This is a genomic window from Frankia sp. CeRuru1 (genome assembly GCF_977966315.1).
Genome location: NZ_CDWWEW010000059.1, coordinates 1 through 18,021 on the forward strand (window position 1 = coordinate 1; position 18,021 = coordinate 18,021).

General features: G+C 69.1%; 14 protein-coding genes and 1 pseudogene. 9 read left to right on the top strand and 6 right to left on the bottom strand.

The window, feature by feature from the left end; all coding sequences use genetic code 11:
- Window positions 1-56 precede the first annotated feature (56 nt).
- A complete protein-coding gene (locus AC08OP_RS06795) occupies window positions 57-536 on the top strand; it encodes a DNA cytosine methyltransferase (protein WP_476613403.1) in 480 nt (159 codons plus the stop codon).
- Here AC08OP_RS06795 and AC08OP_RS06800 read toward each other — a convergent pair.
- From AC08OP_RS06800 to AC08OP_RS06815, 4 genes and pseudogenes are all read right to left on the bottom strand, one after another.
- Window positions 533-2,002: a recombinase family protein gene (locus AC08OP_RS06800; RefSeq protein WP_476613404.1), complete on the bottom strand. Its 1,470-nt coding sequence runs from the start codon at window positions 2,000-2,002 to the stop codon at window positions 533-535. The two genes, AC08OP_RS06795 and AC08OP_RS06800, sit on opposite strands and share 4 nt — an antisense overlap.
- A gap of 64 nt (window positions 2,003-2,066) precedes the next feature.
- Window positions 2,067-2,411, bottom strand: a pseudogene (locus tag AC08OP_RS06805) (SAM-dependent methyltransferase); the annotation flags it as partial.
- Complete coding sequence (locus tag AC08OP_RS06810; RefSeq protein ID WP_476613405.1) at window positions 2,399-3,208, bottom strand: class I SAM-dependent methyltransferase; 810 nt, start codon at window positions 3,206-3,208, stop codon at window positions 2,399-2,401. The pseudogene AC08OP_RS06805 and the gene AC08OP_RS06810, both read right to left, overlap by 13 nt.
- Window positions 3,209-3,439: 231 nt before the next feature.
- Window positions 3,440-4,981, bottom strand: a complete 1,542-nt coding sequence (locus AC08OP_RS06815) for a class I SAM-dependent methyltransferase (protein WP_476613406.1) — start codon at window positions 4,979-4,981, stop codon at window positions 3,440-3,442.
- A 351-nt stretch (window positions 4,982-5,332) separates the two neighbouring features.
- Between AC08OP_RS06815 and AC08OP_RS06820 the strand changes: the two genes are divergently transcribed.
- A complete protein-coding gene (locus AC08OP_RS06820) occupies window positions 5,333-5,989 on the top strand; it encodes an HAD family hydrolase (protein WP_476613407.1) in 657 nt (218 codons plus the stop codon).
- A gap of 18 nt (window positions 5,990-6,007) precedes the next feature.
- Here the strand turns inward: AC08OP_RS06820 and AC08OP_RS06825 are convergent, their stop codons facing one another.
- Complete coding sequence (locus tag AC08OP_RS06825; protein ID WP_476613408.1) at window positions 6,008-7,318, bottom strand: helix-turn-helix domain-containing protein; 1,311 nt, start codon at window positions 7,316-7,318, stop codon at window positions 6,008-6,010.
- A gap of 350 nt (window positions 7,319-7,668) precedes the next feature.
- Here AC08OP_RS06825 and fxlA point away from each other — a divergent pair, with 350 nt between their 5' ends.
- The 7 genes from fxlA to AC08OP_RS06860 all read left to right on the top strand — a co-directional run bounded on the left by fxlA (window position 7,669) and on the right by AC08OP_RS06860 (window position 16,798).
- The gene (gene fxlA, locus AC08OP_RS06830) at window positions 7,669-7,821 is read left to right on the top strand and encodes an FxLD family lanthipeptide (RefSeq protein ID WP_476613409.1); all 153 of its coding nucleotides are present in this window, start codon (window positions 7,669-7,671) and stop codon (window positions 7,819-7,821) included.
- A 105-nt stretch (window positions 7,822-7,926) separates the two neighbouring features.
- Entirely contained in the window at window positions 7,927-11,190 is a 3,264-nt protein-coding gene (locus AC08OP_RS06835; RefSeq protein ID WP_476613410.1) for a lantibiotic dehydratase, read from the top strand.
- Window positions 11,191-11,192: 2 nt separating this feature from the next.
- Window positions 11,193-12,479 carry a lanthionine synthetase C family protein gene (locus AC08OP_RS06840; protein WP_476613411.1) on the top strand — a complete coding sequence of 429 codons (1,287 nt, stop codon included), beginning with the start codon at window positions 11,193-11,195 and terminating at the stop codon, window positions 12,477-12,479.
- Window positions 12,476-13,300, top strand: coding sequence for a thiopeptide-type bacteriocin biosynthesis protein (locus AC08OP_RS06845; protein WP_476613412.1), 825 nt, complete (start codon window positions 12,476-12,478; stop codon window positions 13,298-13,300). Before AC08OP_RS06840 ends, AC08OP_RS06845 begins: the two co-directional genes overlap by 4 nt.
- A 5-nt stretch (window positions 13,301-13,305) precedes the next feature.
- Window positions 13,306-14,508, top strand: coding sequence for a methyltransferase, FxLD system (fxlM, locus tag AC08OP_RS06850; RefSeq protein WP_476613413.1), 1,203 nt, complete (start codon window positions 13,306-13,308; stop codon window positions 14,506-14,508).
- Between the two features lie 17 nt (window positions 14,509-14,525).
- Window positions 14,526-15,692, top strand: a complete 1,167-nt coding sequence (locus tag AC08OP_RS06855; protein ID WP_476613414.1) for a hypothetical protein — start codon at window positions 14,526-14,528, stop codon at window positions 15,690-15,692.
- Between the two features lie 806 nt (window positions 15,693-16,498).
- Entirely contained in the window at window positions 16,499-16,798 is a 300-nt protein-coding gene (locus AC08OP_RS06860; protein ID WP_476613415.1) for a hypothetical protein, read from the top strand.
- Here the strand turns inward: AC08OP_RS06860 and AC08OP_RS06865 are convergent.
- Complete coding sequence (locus AC08OP_RS06865) at window positions 16,779-17,588, bottom strand: transposase family protein (RefSeq protein WP_476613416.1); 810 nt, start codon at window positions 17,586-17,588, stop codon at window positions 16,779-16,781. The two genes, AC08OP_RS06860 and AC08OP_RS06865, sit on opposite strands and share 20 nt — an antisense overlap.
- Window positions 17,589-18,021: the final 433 nt, after the last annotated feature.

Sequence of the window (18,021 nt, forward strand, 5' to 3'; positions counted from 1 at the left end):
CCCGATACGGTGCGACAACCCCGCGATATGCACCGCCGCTGAAACCCTGGCGGAGCATGGCCGACAGCATCGGCCGGGGGATCATCGACCGGCCATCCCTCACCGTCACCACCCACGGGAACACCTGGGGTGGAACCTACGCCCGCACCGCTCTCCGCACCGCACAGCTAACCGACAGGTGGGCCGGACCGGTAGACCCCCTGACCGTCGCCGAGTTCGGCGCCCTGCAATCCTTTCCCGCCGACTACCCGTGGCAGGGCAGCAACACCAGCCGGCTTCTCCAAATCGGCAACGCGGTGCCGCCCCCCTCGCCGCCGCGGTCCTGTCCTCCGTCGCTTTCTCCCAGCCCCTTGCCCAAGCCGCGTAACGAGGAACAGCCACCTACCCGCAAGACTCCCAGCGATCTTGACCCCCTCCCGTGTGGTGAGAGCGTCGTGATTCTCTCGGTGCAGGATTTCAGGCTTCCTGATGTGCTGGGGCATCTGGAGGCCGGAAGGGTCGTGCTCGTCCTTCCGGCCTTCCCGCAGGCCACCTAGCGCGGACGGGCGGCTGAACCTCCGTTCCGCGCGCTGCTTTCCCGACGGAAACAGAACCCGTTGCCAAGGTCCACGATTCCGTCCGCGTCGGTCGTGTCCGTGAAACCCGTACCGATCTTGATTCCCCACTGTCCGTCATGCTCGGAAAGCGTCAGACCCCACGAGGTCATGATCGCTCGGAGCATGCCCCGCTTTTCGTCGGTGTCGCCGCTGGTCCACATGTCGCTGACCGTCCGCCCGATCTCCGTGTAGTCGTACACGTCAGAGACAAGCGCGAATTGTTCGATGGCCACCCGCAGAGCCTTGCGGGTGGCCACCAGCGCATCGAGTTCGTCATCGTCTTCCGTGACAGACAAACGGCTTTGCAGCCGGGAGAATTCTGCCCGCATCTCGTCCAGCTCGTGCGCGTTCCCCGCCACCCGCTGGAAAGCGAGAATAGGCGTCGTGTCACTGGAAAACATAGAATCGATTATGCCAATGATGGGGCGGGCGTCACAGCCGGTGAAGACACCGCACGCCTTGCGGGCTTTGGGGTTACCGCCACAGCGAAGCTTAGGAGTGCGCGGCTTTCCGGACGGAGCGCGACCGGCGTTCAGGTGCAGCTTCGCACCGCACGATGGGCATTGAAGGACGCCACTGATCCAGTTGGCGGCCTGTGCCACGGGACGGCCACCCTTGTTCCCTCTGGCGTCCGTCAGGTTCGCGGCAATCACCTTGTTGGCGCGCCACCACAGAGGCGAATCGACCACCGGTCCAACCTCATGCACCCACGTTTCGGTCGCACCCTCATACGTGTACCGGCATTCCTCGACCCCTGTGTGGTTCGCCGCGAACCGGACAAGGTTCTTAACCGATGCTGGATAAACATCGTAAATCCGGGCGATGGATTGCAGGGATTCGCGGTTGGCGACACGCTCGTAAATGTCCCTGACCGATTCCGGGTCGGCGCAATAAGCTTGCTTGGCGTAGCGTTCCCCCTTGACCGCCCAGAACGACGGCAGCGGACCGTGATGCGCGCCGTTGGCAATAATCATCGAGATGCCACGGTACGTGGTCTGCTTGACCGTCCTGGACTTCTCGGCATTCGCATGCTGAGCGACAAGAGTCACGATACGACCGGCGAAATCGGTCTTGCCGAACTGGGGTTCGGCAATCGAGATGATGTCACCACCCGCAGACCGAATACCAAGCAAGATCTCCGCCTGCGCATCCAAATCGTCGCGACGGTCAAGCCGGGACGACTCGGTCACCAAAAGCGTCGTGTAGTCCCCACGCTGAATGTCAGCGATTGCCTCACGCAACGCCGGTTCCTGCGCCCCGTGGCTCGCCGAGTACCCGTGAAGGGTAAACCACTTGACGATCGTGATCCCGCGCTGAGCAGCCTCCTCAGCGAGGATCTTGACCTGTGAGGTCTCGTCCTGGCTACCCGTCGACACCCTGACGAATCCGGCACCTAGCTCGCCCACTGTCCCACCCTCGCTGTCGATGCTGATCGCGGCCTGCACCGTGCACACTACCCGACAGCCTACGATCGTTATCGGCATAAACGATGCGTGATTCCGGCGCGATGCGCTGGGCCACGCTGTGGGTGTTGCCCTCGGCCGGGAGGCCGGGGCCGATGTCAAGGAACTGGCGCAGTCCCGCCTCGCCAGCCAGGTGACTGACCGCGCGGACGAGGAATTCTCTGGAGGCCCGAACAGTAGCAATGATCTCGGGGAAGACCGCAATGAGATTGTCGCCGTACTCCCGGTCGACCGGGAAATTGTCCTTGCCGTCGAGGAGGTAGTTGCGTACCCGGGCCGGGTGCGGCCGGTTCGCGTCGAAGGTGGGCGGCGGGTATGCGCTCACGGCGTCCCCGAAGGTCAGAGTGGGCATCTGCTGCTTTCCGGCTTGACCGCGGTGAGGTAGACGATCGGGGTGGTCAGTACGAGGGGGCGTCGACGCGCCGTGGCGCGCCACGCGTCGGAGTAGCGGCGGGCGAAGGCGGCGCCGAGGGCGCGGTTGATCGCCTGGTAGACCGACTCGGCCGCCGGGCCCGGGGCGTGCAGTGCCGCGTCGGCGGCGGCCACGCCCGTCATCGTGGTGGTGACGGTGTCGGCGACGTGCTCGACACACATGAGGCCGGCGAGACAGGCGTTGCCGACCACGGCGGGCACGGTGAACGCCTGGGCAGCGGGTTGGGCCTCGGCCAGGACCTTCGTGACCTGGTTGAGCTCGTGCCGGCTTAGCCCGTCGAGGTCGATCGGGCTGCACTGACCGAGCAGAGGTTCGCACAACGACAGCCGTCCTCCCGGTCGCAGGACGCGGGCGATGTCGATCAGCATCCGGCGGGGATGACCGAGTGGCGCCAGAACCATGCGGCCGATCACCGCGTCGGCGCTGGCGTCAGGCAGAGGCAGATCAGCGAGATCCCACACCGATCCCCACCGATAGCGAGTCTCCGGGGTCGGCCGGATCTGAGCCAGTGCTGCGGGGGTCGGCGTCAGGACCGTGACGCTGCCCTCGGGGTAGACCGCCGACACCGCACCGGATACCAGGCCCGGCGCCCCGCCGAGGGCGACCAGATCCTGTCCGGGGCGCACCCGGGCGCCAGCCAGGACGACGCTTTCGACCGCCGAGACACGGCGGGGACGCGGCTCGGGCTGGTCGACGCGAAACTCAACGTGGTGCACGGCGGACAGGCTCGAAGCTGCCTGTCCGCCGGCACCCATGGCGCAGCGGCTCGTGGCCGTCGCCTCAGGTAAACACTGCGAAGCCAAGATCACTCCTGGGGTCGAGGGTGGCGGCGCCGCGAGCTCTTCCGGCCCGCTCGCGACTCGGCCGGCACGTCCGGCCCCGCCGACGCTGAAGGCACCGCGAGGACTACGCGGGCATGGCGGAACGGCGGGGTGACAGCCTCGGTCTCAGGGACCAGCCGGGCCGGACGCCTGGTCGACGGGGACCACGGTGTAGCCCGGTAGGGCGCGGGCCGCACGGGCATGCAGGTCGGCTGCCTGCTGTCGAGGGAACCGGGCAGTGATCTGGATGGGTTGGCCCTCGGTGCCCAAGGCAACGACCGCCCAGTCGCTACCCGGCGTCCACTCGGTGGGCAGCACCACGGCGTCGACGCCGGGTTGATCGCGGGCCCAGTCGTTGGCGAGATCCGGGCGGTCGAAACCGACGACCGCCCGCACGACCCGGCCGTGGGCATCGAGCGTGACGACTCCCCACCGCACCGAGGCGGACGTGGCGGAGGCGCTCAGGGTCGCTCCCAGCCGGGTCTCCGCGTGCGGAGGAGAGCCGGGCCAATCCCAGGAGATCAGGATCTGGGCATGCGGGGTAGTGATCACCCGTCCCGGAGGGTGCGGCTCACAGGCCGTGGGCGTGTGGCAGACCCGGATGACAGGGTCCGGGCCCTCCCGCCGGTTCGCGTCCCAGATCTGGATGTCGTAGGAGAGTAGATCGGCGACCCGGTGCCGGTCCGGACCATAGGCGGCGACCCGGATCTCCACAGCATTGCCGGTGTTCCTAATGTCGAGAAAGGCGAGTTCGGAGTCCGTCCAGACTGCTGACACGCCCTGCGGGGACGGCGGGCCGACCGGATTCTGCTGGTCGGCGATCGCCTCGACGTAGAGGGTGCCGTAGGCCGGCCGCACGGTCGCCAGCCACAGATCCAGCCCCGCCAGCGCGCTGGTGGGAACCGTCACCCCGGTCTCGACCAGGTGACGATCACCCGTGATCGAGTCCCGGAAGCGACTGACGTTGACGTCCTGGCCCGCGGCATCCAGGCGTACCCCGGCGGCGAGGAGCGCCGCGGTGCGCCGGACGCCCCGTGGCCGTGCGTGGAAGGGGCGTATCGAGTCCGAGACCAACTGACCGCCGCGGCGAACGAAGCCGACCGTGCGCTCCAGGCCCCGAAGCCGCAGCGGAATGACGAGCCGCCCGCCTTCAACGACCTCCTCGACCAGCGCAGGTCGCAGATCGACCCCGGCGTGAGCGAGAACCCGTTCGTGGGGCGTATGGGGCCAGGAGCGGAGGTCATCGACGAGCGTGACGTTGGCGCAGTCGGGGGCGGTGAGTCCCGCGATGCTGGCGCGGATCTCCGCGCGGCCGGTATCCATCGTGCTCCGGACCGCGCCTGACGGGCCCGTCAGCCTGGACAGCAGCGCCGTGCTGTAGGCGTTGACCGTGCCGATCTCCAGGATCCGGGTGCCGGGCCGGACCGCGAGTTGGTCGAGCATCACCGCGACCGTGGACGGCGCCGGCGCCCACCGGCCGTCACCATCGACGGCGACGGAGCGATCGGCATACGTCTCCTCGACGGCGGCGCCCGGGAAGAACCTGTCCCGCGGCACCGCCCGCATCACTTCCTCCACCGCCCCGGACAGGGGCAGGGCCGCGGCGATCCGGTCGACCATCACCGCGCGCAACGTCGCGGTCGACGTGCCTGCTGCGTTGCCGGGCATCACGGCGCCGCCCCGAGCAGATCGTCAACGCCGGACGCCGCGGGAGCGAGCTGGGATGACCGCTGTTCGAACGCGGCGAAAACCGGCACGGTGGTGAGGGCTCGGAACACGGCTGCCTTCTCAAGGGTGGATGGAACCGCCGAACCCGAACCGCGAGAAGGCACGGGTCAGCGGGTCAGCGGGAAGGTGGTGCCTTCGCCGCTTTGATCAGGAAACTCGGCCGGCGGCGTTGGCGGTACCGTCCAGAGCCCGTCCAAGGGCAACCAGCCGCTGACGGAAGGTAGTAACGCCCGATAGCTTCACCCTGAACGATGGAGACGTCCGCAGTCCGACCAGCAGGGAGGGGCCCGCGTGCCGATCAGATCAGTGTTCTTCGACGTAGGCGAGACGATCGTGGACGAGTCGCGGGAGTACGGGACGTGGGCGGACTGGCTGGGGGTGCCGCGGCACACGTTCTCCGCGGTGTTCGGCGCCGTGATCGCCCGTGGGTTGGACTACCGGGAGGTGTTCCAGGTGTTCCGGCCCGGATTCGACCTCGGGGTGGAGCGCGAGCGGCGTGCGGCGGCCGGGCAGCCGGAGTCGTTTGGTGGGGAGGATCTGTACGCCGACGCCCGGCCCTGCCTGGCGGCGCTGCGCGCCGAGGGCCTGCGGGTCGGCCTGGCGGGCAACCAGACCGCCCGCGCCGAAGCCATCCTGCGGGCGCTGGATCTCCCCGTTGACCTGATCGGAACGTCGGACGGCTGGGGTGTGGAGAAGCCGTCAGCGGAGTTCTTCGAGCGTGTCGTCGCCGAAGCGGGTTGCCCGGCCGGGGAGGTGCTGTACGTCGGTGATCGGCTCGACAACGACATCCGCCCCGCGCAGGCCGCCGGCCTGGCGACTGCCCTCACCCGCCGCGGGCCGTGGGGCCACATCCTTGAGGGCGCGACCGTCGCCGACCGCTGCCTGTTTCACCTCGATTCGTTGACTGAGCTACCGGATCTGGTCCGCAAGTACAACGCGACGAACTGAGCGCTCCCACAGGCGAGGTCACGATGCCGGTGACAATGCTCTGATCTGGCCGTCGAGGTGTCGGCCGTGCTTGCTGTCTCCCAGGAGTGGCCGGATCGCGTGTACGCGGTCGATCCCGGTCGCGTACCAGTCGGTGGTGAGCGCGTCGATCGCCTGGCCGAGATAGTCCGCGACGCGGTCGCCGTCCTGGCGATGGGCTCCGGCGAGATCGGCCAGGATGACGCTGCGTTGTTTGCTTCCCTGCGCGCCGAGCCGGTCGGCTGCCGCGGTCAGCCGCCGAGCGGCTTCCGGGTGATCTCCGGTGGTGAGGGCGGCGTAGCCGGCGAAGGAGTCGAGGCGGGCCGCATCGTAGAAGTCGAACCACGCAAGGTCGCTGGGGGCGTAGGGTAGCGAGGCTTCGGCGAGGTCGATCTGGTGGCGGCTGGTCGCCGAGGCCCCGTTCCTGGCCTCGATCTCGGAGGACACGCAGTGCAGCCAGGACCGGACGATGGGATCGACGCCGTGCCAGCAGTGCTGGAGCGCGGCGGCGAGCAGGTTCCGCGCGCCGTCCGGGTCCTGGCTGAAGCCGGGAATGAAGGCCATGTGACCGAGAACGGTGGCGGCGAGCGCGTGGTCGCCGGTCTCCTTGCTGGCTGTCAGCGCGACCTCGTAGCAGCGGGTGGCGACGGCGGGCTGGCCGAGGTCGAAGAAGGCGAGGCGCCCGGCGAGCAGCGCCGACTGGACCAGCCCGGCGGCGAGCGCCGCGCGTTGCGTCCCGTGCGCGCCGCGGACGAGCGCGACGCCCAGGTGGGTATGCGCGAAGGACGCTTCGAAGAGCGGGCGGGGAGGGCTGTTCCAGTAGAGCTCCCGCTGACCATTCGCGATCTTCATGTAGGTCTCGGGATCCACCTGGGACGGCCCAGGTTGGGTGTCGCCCTCGGCCGACGTTATGGAAAGCAGCGGGCTCAGCAGGGGCAACGCGCCCGCTCCCAGCATCGCGCGAAGGACGGTGGCCCGATCCCAGCTCGCGTCATCAGTCGTGCCGGATGGCATGCCGTCCACCCTCCCCATCGCGATGTCCGGGCGCATCTTGAGCTCGTCCGGTGTGAGTAGGCCGAGTTCGCTCGCGGGTTTCCCGAACACGGTCACCAGGTGTTTGCGGTAGCGAGGCTCCGGACGCCGCTCGCCGGTCTCCCATCGCCTGACGGTGTTGGCGCACAGGCCGGTGTACGTCTCGCCGACGTGGTCCATTTCCACGCCGACACGGCGGGCGACCTCGTCGTGTGACCAGCCGCGCTGGAGTCGTTCCCAGGCCAGATTCCGGTTCGGGGGATGACGGTGCTTCGTCAATCCGCACCTCCAACGGCGCGTCGTGCGGGCAGGGCCGACCACACCGACGCTATCGGACGCTGCTACCTTCCGTCATCGCCCGGTTGCCCATGGACGGGCCGTGGATGGTACCGCCCACCTTGCAAGCCCGGTTTTCTGATCAGGCCGGCGCGGACCAGTCGCCGGGCCCTACCGGCTGGCTCGAGAGCCTGCGTCGGCCGGACCGAGCCGTCTACCTCCCAGCTGGTGACCGCGGTTGCGGCGACATCCGCTTCCTCACGCGACCTCGCTGTGGGCCGGGAGGCAGGACCGCATCAGTGGAGTCCTTCACGAGCCCGTGTCCTATGCGAACGGGCGAGACAGGGAGTGCGATGACCATGGACACCATCACGGCCGACGCGACCATCGCGGGGATCAGCGAGCTGGAGCTCGACGTCTCGATCGTCGAGCAGGGCGACGCGGCGGACGCGCTGCTCTGCAGCACCGACAACGGCTGCTCGACGAACAAGAACACCGACTGCTGACACCGCCATGAGTCCGGGTGATGCCCGGAGATCGCGTGGTCTCCGGGCATCACCCGGCACGTGTGCAGCGCAATGGACCGCTGATCACCAGACGGAGGCGATGCCATGGGCTCCCCGCGCAGTGCGCTGCTCTACGCGCCGCTCGACGCAGCGCTGTTCCGTGCTGCTTCCCTGTCGGACGAATCGGCGAAGGTGATGGCCGCAGAGGCCTGGCCCGGCGCGGACTGCGATGACGGAGTGCGCTGGCGCGCCTGGCTGGCCGAGGCCTGGGCGCACCCATCCCTTGCTCTCGCCATAGAGACCGCGAGCCCGGCGCTGGCGGCGGGTGTCGAGGAGGCGTGCCGTGGGGAACGGCTGTCCGCGCGGCGGGCGCGCCGGCTGGGGCTGGCTGTGGCGCGCTATCTGGTGCGGATGAGCCGGCGGGCGACCCCGTTCGGCCTGTTCGCTGGCGTGGCTCCGGCGCGGTTAGGCAGCGAGTCCGCGCTGCGATGGACTGATGCCGATCGGCTCTACCCGCGGGCGGATTCTGTGTGGCTCGCCGCGGTCGTCGCCCGGCTGGAGTCCATGAGCGGTATCCGCGCGGCGCTGACTGTGGTGGCCAATGACCTGGCTCTGATCCGCGGTGGCCGGCTGGTGCTTCCCTGGCGCCCGCATGCCCAACCGCCAACGGAGGCCTTTCTGCCTGCCGAGGTGTCGGTCTGCCACAGTCGGGCAGTTCAGACGGCTATAGCGTGCGCGGCGACACCCGTCCAATTTGCCGATCTTGTTGATTCTGTGGGGGCCACGCTCGGCCTTCCTCGCCCCGGCGTCGAGGCCATGCTGGCCCAGCTCCTGACGTACGGCGTTCTCGTGAGTAACCTGCGGCCCCCTGCGACGTGCACGGACGCCGTCGCGCACGTTCTCGGCACGCTGACGCGCATCAAGGACGCAGGCATGCCAGCCACCGCGCGCCGGTCCGATGACAGCGCCGGAGTTTCCTGGGCGGCCCTCATCGAAGAACTCGAAGAACTTCGCCTGGTCCAGGACGACCTCGTGCGAACACGCGGCCTGGACGGTTCGGTGCCGCGGCCCCGTCTGGCAGCCGTTCGTGAGCGGATGCGGGCGGTGTGCTCGGTGGTTGGGCAGCCACTCGCGGTTGATCTGCGGCTGGGCTGCACGGTCACGGTGCCGGAGGTTGTGGCGAGGGAGGCTGCCGCGGCGGCCGGAGCCCTGCTGAGGCTGTCCCCGCATCCGGCCGGCAACCCCTCCTGGCGCGACTATCACCGCAGGTTCATCGAGAGGTTCGGTGAGTCGGCGCTGATACGAGTTGATCAACTGGTTGATCCGGTGGTCGGCCTGGGCTATCCGGCCCATTTCGACCCGGCAGGGGCAGAACCTGCCTACGAGGTGCCGCTCCGCGACGAGGTTCTGTTGCAGCTCGCTCAGCGCGCGGCGCTCGACGGCCAGCGGGAAGTCGTTCTGGACGGCGCCGCCCTCGACACCGCGTCCGCACCGGCGGACGGGTTCTGGGCGGAACCACATGTCGAGATCTGCATCGAGGTCCGGGCGTCGTCGGCAGCGAGCCTGACCCAAGGCGCGTTCACCCTGTGGGTCTCGGGGGTCAGCCGGACCGCGGTCGCGATGAGCGGCAGATTCCTCGATCTGCTTCCTGACGCGGACCGTCACCGGATGGTGAGCGCGTTCCGTCAGCTCCCAACGATGGTTGACGGTGCGGTGGCAGCGCAGCTGTCATTCCCGCCGGGGCACGCCCGGTTGGAGAACGTCACCCGCGCTCCCCACATGCTGGCGGACTGGATCTCGCTCGCCGAGCACCACGAGCACCACCACCACCAGCGCCAGCGCCAGCGCCAGCGCCAGCGCCAGCGCCAGCGCCAGCGCGGCAGGATCGGGTGGGCGGATCTGGCGGTCACGGCAGACAGCGAGCGGCTCTACCTGGTGTCGCTCTCCCGCCGCGCCGTCGTCGAGCCCTTGCTGACGCACGCCGCGGCCCGGCAGTCCTTCCCACCACTCGCGCGGCTGTTGCACGAACTGCCCCGCGCTGGTGCCGGCACCGTCGCCCCGTTCTCGTGGGGCGCGGCGGGTTGTCTCCCGTTCCTGCCGAGAGTTCGCCATGGTCGCGCGGTTCTGGCACCGGCCCGCTGGCGCGTCCATCCGTCCGATCTCCCCGGCCCGCGGGCCGCTGACCATGAGTGGGTGGACGCGCTCGGGCGGCTTCGGCAGCGATCAGGGCTACCGCGCTGGGTGAGTACCGGCCGAGCGGATGTGCGACTGCGGCTGGACCTCGATGAACGGTTGGATCGCGACCTGCTGCGTGCCGAACTGGACGGCGCCAGCAGCCCCGTCAGCCTCGCCGAAGCACCACAGCCCGATGACTACGGCTGGGCCGGTGGCCGAGCCCACGAGATCGTGTTCCCCGTGGCGACCACCGCCGCCCCACGTCGGGCACCCGCCGTGGTGACAGCGTCCGGTCCGATGACGGTGACCGACGCGGCCTCCGGGATCCTGCCGGGATCGACGGTGCTGTTCGCGAAGCTGTACTGCCATCCGGACGTGGTCGACACGATCCTCACCGGCCACCTGGCCGCGCTACTCGACGCCGGGGACATGCCCGCGCAGTGGTGGTTCATCAGGTACCTCGACCCCGCGCCCCATCTGCGCCTGCGGATCCGCCTCGTGCCGGACGCCCAGGGCGCCGCCGAAAGCTACGGGCGGGCCGTAGCCCAGGTCGGTGTCTGGGCGGAGCGGCTGCGGGCGCGGCGTCTCATCGGCGACCTGGTACTCGACACGTACCACCCGGAGACGGCCCGGTACGGCGCCGACGAAGCGCTCGCCGCAGCCGAGAACCTGTTCGCCGCCGACTCCACCGCCGTCGTCGCCCAGCTGGCCGCCCAGGCCGCGAACCGGGCGCTGCACCCTGCGGCGCTGACCGCGGTCAGCATGGTCGACCTGACCTGCGCACTGATCGGCGACAGGCACGCGGCAATACGGTGGCTTCTGGACAACCGGCGAGCCTCCGGAACTCCAGTTCAACGGACAGTGCTGCGCCAGGCCATCGCCTTGTCCCGAGCAGATCGTGGCGGCTCCACTCCCGGCGGCGCGGTCCCGCGGCTTCCGGCAGCGGTGTGTGATGCCTGGGACGCCCGGCGCCGGGCCGCCGAACGATATGCGGCCCAGCTCGCCACGGCACCGGGCCGACCCGACCGCGGCGAGGTGCTGGGGTCGCTGCTGCATCTGCACTACATCCGTGCCCACGGCATTGACCCGGCGGCGGAGCGGGCCTGCCACCGCCTCGCCCGCGCGGTGGCCCTTGCCTGGCACAACATCGGCCAGCAGGCCCCGCTCGTCCCGGCCGGAGCGGAGAGCTCGTGACCGTGGTTGGCGATCGGCGCACCCGCACGGCGACCATCGCCGCCCGGCTGGCCGACGCGCTGGTCACACCACCACCACCCGAAACAGGCAGCAGCCGCTGGCAGGGCCAGGCGCTGGCCGAGGGGGCAGCAGGCGTCGCGCTTCTCCATGGTGCCCGCGCCCGCTCCGGCGACGGTGGCTGGGACACCGCCGATGCCTGGCTGACGGCCGCCGCCGGCGAGGATCTCTCCGCCGGTCCGAGTGCCGGCCTGTGGTTCGGCGCCCCGGCGCTCGCGTTCGCGTTGACGGTGGCGGCGTCACCCGGCCGCCACCAGCGTGCGGCCCAGCGGCTCCATACCGCTGTCGAAAGACTGGTCGAACGTCGGCTCACAGCGGCCCATGCACGGATCGAGGCGGGACGACGACCGGTCCGCGCCGAATTCGACCTGGTCCGGGGCCTGACCGGGCTCGGCGCTTACCTCGCGGTCCGCGACCCCGACGGCGAGCAGCTCCGCCAGATCCTGACCTATCTCGTTCGGCTCACCGAACCGGTGCCGGCCATGGACACGGCCGGGCCGGACGCGCCCGGCTGGTGGACCATCGACGTCCCCACCAACGCACCGCCCGGCCCGTTCGCGGACGGACACTCCGACCAGGGCATGGCCCACGGCATCGCGGGGCCGCTCGCCCTGCTGGCGCTCACCCACCGCCGCGGGATCATCGTCTCCGGCCACACCGTGGCCCTCGACCGGATCTGCCGCTGGCTGGACGTCTGGCGCCAAGACAGCCCCGCCGGGCCCTGGTGGCCTGAACGGATCACTGCCAGCGACCTGCTGGCAGGTCGACCGACCCAGCCCGGCCCAGGACGCGCGTCCTGGTGTTACGGCACCCCCGGCCTAGCCCGCGCCCAGCAGCTCGCCGCCCTCGCCCTGGCTGACCCCACCCGGCAACGGCGCGCCGAGGACGCTCTTGCCGCCTGTCTCACGAACGCCGTCCAGCTCGCCCGGTTCGTCGACCCAGCGCTCTGCCACGGCTGGGCGGGCCTGGTCGCCACCGTCCGCTGTGCCGCCACCGACGCCCGCTTCCAGCCGCTCGCCAGCCACCTCCCCGACCTGATTGACCAGCTTCTCCACAGCCTCGACACAGCACGCGGCGCCGGCTGGCGGCTCACCGGCCTCATCGATGGCGCGGCAGGCATCGCCGCGGTCCTGCACGCCCTCACGACCGGCGTCGGCGCCGTCTGGGAGAGCGCGCTCCTGCTCGATCTTCCTGCGGCCCTGCCGGCCCCGTGCTCGGGAAACGACGCGTGAGCATTCCCGACACCGAGTCCGCCTGGTGCGCAGTGACAGTGTGGTGCCAGAACTGGCGGGCCGCTGAACATCTGGGGGTCACCCAGCTGGCACCGCTGCTGACCTCAGCTGAGCGGACGGACGGGATCAGCCTGTGGTGGTTCACCAGGAAGGCAGCCTCCTGGCGGATCCGCTGGCGCCCAGGCCCGAACCGGGACGGGCACGACTCCGCGGAGTTCAGCGATGGCAGGCTCCGCGCCGTGCTCGACGGCGACGCGGTCCGCCGCTGGGCGCCCGCCGTCTACGAGCCGGAGATCCACGCCTTCGGTGGCCCCGCCGGCATGGACGTCGCGCATCAGCTCTTCCACCACGACAGCCGCAACGTCCTCGCCCACCTCGACCGAGCCTGCCCCGAACATCGGGCCGAGGTCGGACTCGTGCTGGCCGCGGCGTTGCTGAGGTCAGCTGGCCAGGACTACTACGAACAGGGCGATGTCTGGACCCGCGTCGCCCGTCACCGCCACACCCGCCAGACCAGCGCGCGGCAGTCCGCCGCCGCGGCGGCTACCCGAAACGCCGTCCGTCACCTTCTCGCCGCCCGCGCAGTCCGGCCCCTTGAAGCGCTGCCGGCATGGCTGGCGGCGTTCCGGCACGCGGGTCGGTCACTCGCGAACCTCGCAGACGAAGGCCAGCTCAGCCGCGGCCTCCGCGCGGTTCTCGCCCATCACATCCTGTTCGCCTGGAACCGGCTCGGCATCCCCGCCTCCGACCAGGCGCAGCTCGCCCACACCTCCGCCTACATCATCTTCGATGACCTCGGCCCGATCTCTGACGAACGGTGACCACGATGACCACCCGCACCCCCGAGCAGCTCCGCGACGACCTGGTCGCCGACATCCACCGCTGGGGCACGTTCCGGACCACCCAAGTCGAAGCCGCGTTCCGCACGGTCCCGCGGCACCTGTTCCTGCCCGAGGTCGATCTGGAAACCGCCTACGCCCCGAAGGTCGTCGTCACCCGCCGTGCCCCCGACGGCACCGCGCTGTCCTCGGCCTCGCAACCCAGCCTCGTCGCCGCCATGCTCGAACAGGCCGACGTCCACCCCGGCCACCGCGTCCTGGAGATCGGCACCGCCACCGGCATCAACGCAGCCCTCCTCGCCGAGCTCACCGGCCCGACCGGCCAGGTCACCACCATCGAGATCGACGAGGAACTCGCCGAAGGAGCGCGTATCGCACTGGCCGCGGCCGGCTACGAGCGAGTGGACGTCGTCCACGCCGATGGTGCGGCTGGCCACCCGGGCGGGGCGCCCTACGATCGGATCGTGATCACGGCTGGGGCCTGGGACCTGGCTAAAGGCTGGTGGGACCAGCTCGCGCCCGCCGGCCGCATCGTCGTGCCCCTGCGTCTCCACGGAAGCGGCCTCACCCGCTCCCTCCCGCTCGACGCGGTCGAGCCGGGCCGACTGGTCAGCCGCTCGGCGCTCGTCTGCGGCTTCGTCCCCCTTCGCGGCACCGACGCCCACATCGGCCACACCCTCACCCTCGCGGACGGCATCACCCTGCGCTTCGACGACCACGACCCCGCCGACGAGACGGCCCTGCGCGCCGCAGCGGCCAGCCCACCCCACAGCCTGTGGACCGGGCTGACGATCCACGACGACGAACCGACCGCGCACCTCGACCTGTGGCTCGTCACCGCCGGCGCCCGGTTCAGCCGCCTCGCCGTCGACACCTCCGTCTGCCGCGACAGCCCGCTCACCCCGACACGCCGCTGGGCCGGGGCCACCATCCACGACGGCACCAGCATCGCCTACATCACCCTGCGCCCCCTAACCCCCGACACCGACGAACTCGGTGTCAACGCGCACGGACCCCACGCGGCCACCCTCGCCGCGTACCTCACCGACCTGCTGCGCCAGTGGCGCGAAGAAGGCCCCGCCGAACCGGTCATCACCGCCCACTCCGCGGACATCCCGGAGGACCCGACCGTCGCCGGGCACCGCATCGACCGGCCGAACAGCCGACTCGCCGTCCGCTGGAAGCTCTGAAGAACAGGTGCGACCCGATGGCCCTCACCACGTCGACAGATGCGGCGACAACGGCGTTCGCTCTCGTCGCATCACGGTTTCCCCTCGTCCCCCGTGACCGGCCATCCTGCCCAGCCCTCGACGCGCGGATCGCCCACGTAGCCGCCCTCGCAGCCCAAGCCGCCGAGGCCGGCGAGGGCAGCGACAACGCACTGCTGCGCGCCGCCGAAGCCCACAACCTCGCAGCCCTGATCGCCAGTGACTGCGGACTACCCGACCTCGCCCACCACCTCTGCTGGCACCAGATCGACACGCTTCCGTTCCACCGCCCTCTCGACGGGGCAACGGCGAAACTCGCACTTCAGCCCTTGATCAACCTCGCTCGGCTGCGCCTGCGCATCGGTGACGGTCTCGGCGCACACCGCCTCCTCACCGCGCTCTACGGCGCCGTCGCGGCGAAGACCGAGGCCACCCTCGATGGCAGAGCATTCACCTTTAACGATCTTGTCGCCACCGAGGACCATCCCCAAGTTGTCAGCTGGTTGTGGACTGTCCTGCTCGCCGACGGAACCCGCGCACTGACCCGCACCGGCCACTGGGCCGAAGCCCTCGACCACCTCCACCGCCACAAAGGCATCGGGCAGCGCCTCCTCGACGGCCGCCAAACCGCGATCCTCGCCCACCACGCTCGTCAAGACCACCAGGCCGCCGAACAGATGCTCGCCACCACAGCGACCACCCAGCCCTGGGAACGGGCCGTCGGTGCCTGCCTCCATCTCCTCCAAGACCACATCGCAGGTCGCAGGGCCGCTGGCGACGGCGACGGCGACGGCGACGGCGACGGCGACGGCGGGAGCATGTTCGGCGAGCTCTCGTCGTCGAATGCCCCTGGGCACCTGACATTCCGCATTCAGCTCTGGCTGTGTCGCCTCGACCTCGCGGGCCCATCCGGTTACCTGCGCCCCGCACTTGACATGATCATCAGTGATGCCGTGAGCGGCGGCGACGCATACGCCGCTCGTGACCTTCTCAACCACCAAGCCGCCCGCTGCCATCTGCGCGACGACCAGCTTGAACTCCTCACCGACATACGATGGCGCTCCGGACTCGGCGCCCGCCACATCCCTGACGTGCTCCGCAAAAGGCTCCTGGCTGCGGTCACCGCCTCCACGCTCACCGCTCGACAGGAGTCATCGGAAAGATGAGCACCCCCGGCCGTCCGCCTCTGCCTCACATGCGACGGTTACTACTTGAGTAACGCCCGGGTCGTTGAGCGTTGGGACGTCTTGGCCCACCGGATTGCGGCCGGACACTGCCAAACCACGGCGCCACGCGCGTGCTGCGCGACACGGCCGACGTCGGAGTAGATCAGCCCCGAGCGACGGTGGCATGGTCGACCATAAGGGAAACGGAACGGGACGACCGCGCTTCGATTGACCTGGCTCCCGGCCGGCCGAGGCTACTGTCTGGCACCGAATCGGATGTTGATCTCTCCTGGGCCACCACTTTTGCCGAGAGCGAAATGGCATGAATATGCCATGCACGTGCATCGGCACAGCACTGTGCAGCTCAACCCTTATCCGGGCGTCACTCTCCGCTTCCAGGTGCCACGTGCGCCAGATCGGCCCGTTTGGCACACTCGAGCACTGAAGGTGTCGACGGCCCGCGTCGCGTCATCCAACCGTAGACAGGACCGTGACCGGCGGATCCCTTCACGGTCGCGCCACCTCCCCGCGATCTTGGATGACGGCGGGCGAAGGCAGCCGTCGCTGCGCCGCGGGCATCCGGAAAACCTTGATTCGCACGTGATACGAACGCGAAGAGTAACATCTTTTTGCTCGGGCGCATTATAGGCCCCAAGTCGGCACATATCGCCTGTGACATTCGCCCCCCTTGTCATTTATTGCCACAGATAGTCTAACTCTCTTGCGTATCGATGGTTCGCCTACGTGATGGGTGTGGGTCAGATGGGTGACAGAACGTGAGGCGGCGCGGATCATCGCTTTGCGGCGTGGTCGCTCTGCTGACCCTGTTCGCGGCTGGCGCATGCGCCGATGGCGGCGTCGATGCGCCAGCGCCGACGACTCAGGCGTCGGCGCGACCCTCTCCCCCTCAGGTCAGCCCATCGGCCTCGCTGGCCGCTTCGGAGATCGCCGAACGAAACGCTCTCGCCGCCTATCGGGGCATGTGGGAAGACTGGGTGCGGCTCGCGGCGACCTCCGACTACCAGAATCCTGATCTCGCCCGCCATGTGAGCGGCGAGGCACTGAGCCTTTTCAAAGTTAGCTTTCCTAAATCCCTTCCTCGGTGAGAATGAATGCGGCGAGGGCGAACTTCCCGGCGCGGCGGGGACAGCCGCGGAAGCGGTCGAAGATGTGCCAGTTCTTCAGGATCGCGAAGCCGCGCTCGCCTCTGGCGCGGGTGGCGGCGTGGGCACGGTTGATCTCCTTTAGCTGATCGGACAGGTCGCCGCCGGGTGGCTTCTTGTACGGAACGAGGAGGTGGTCTCCTTCGCCGCCGACATATCCCTTGTCGGCGAAGAGGTGGAGCTCCGAGCGGTCGATCACGTGGAGGATGTCGTGCATGCGGGCGGCGGTGAGGTCGTGGACGCTGCCGGGAAGCCCCTCGGAGATCCAGATCATCCTGCCGTAGGGGTCCATGAGGCCCTGGAGGTTGATGCCGTGGTACTTGTGCTTGCCCGAGTAGTACAGCTTGTTGTGTGCCCGGACACGGTTGGTGCGCACGACCGTTCCGTCGAGGATGAGGAAGTTGCTCTGCGTCCACGCGAACGTCCACACCGCCGCGAGGAGGCTACGGCCGCGGGTGGCCAGCAGATCGACGGCCTCGCGCACGTAGTTGTAGACCGTCCCGACACTGACGCTGAAGCCTTCGGCGAGTCGCTCGTAGGTGTCGCCGTTGCGTAGGTGCGCGAGCACGAGGAGTGCCTGCCCGTGTGGGGACAGCTTGCGCCACGTCTGGCGCTGAGCGCGGTTGTCGGCCAGCAATGAGGCCAGGAAGTCCAGGGTCGACTGCGGGAGCGCGATAGTGCCGGGGTAGGTTAGCAGCGGAAGTCCTCGGTCAGGGAACAGTGGATTAGGCACCCTGTGATCTACCGGGGACTTCTCTAATTTCCGCGACTACATCAACAACGCTCGATCAAGGTTGTTGTCGGATCGGCCTCCAGGTGAATCCGGCGGATCAACCTGAAAATATATGGCCGATTCAGGCAAAGCTACTTGTAGGGTAGGCGACTGGCGCGGTGGCATCTCGCTTTAGGCACAAGGTCCGGTACCTTTGTCCGCGCGGTTTCCCCCGCGTTTTTCATCCCGGCCGTCCATAGCATGCACCGTTTCCAGCCGCCCCCCGTCAAACCGTGCATGCGGTTCTCCCGCACACGGCTTACCGACGCCGTTCACCGCCGGCATTCGGTTTCTCCCGCCAGGTCTTCCCAGCCCTGGGCGAGACAGTGATCCCATACAGGCTGATCAGGCCGAGGTCGACCGGCCGCGAGCGCGACAAAACTCGCCAGCCGAA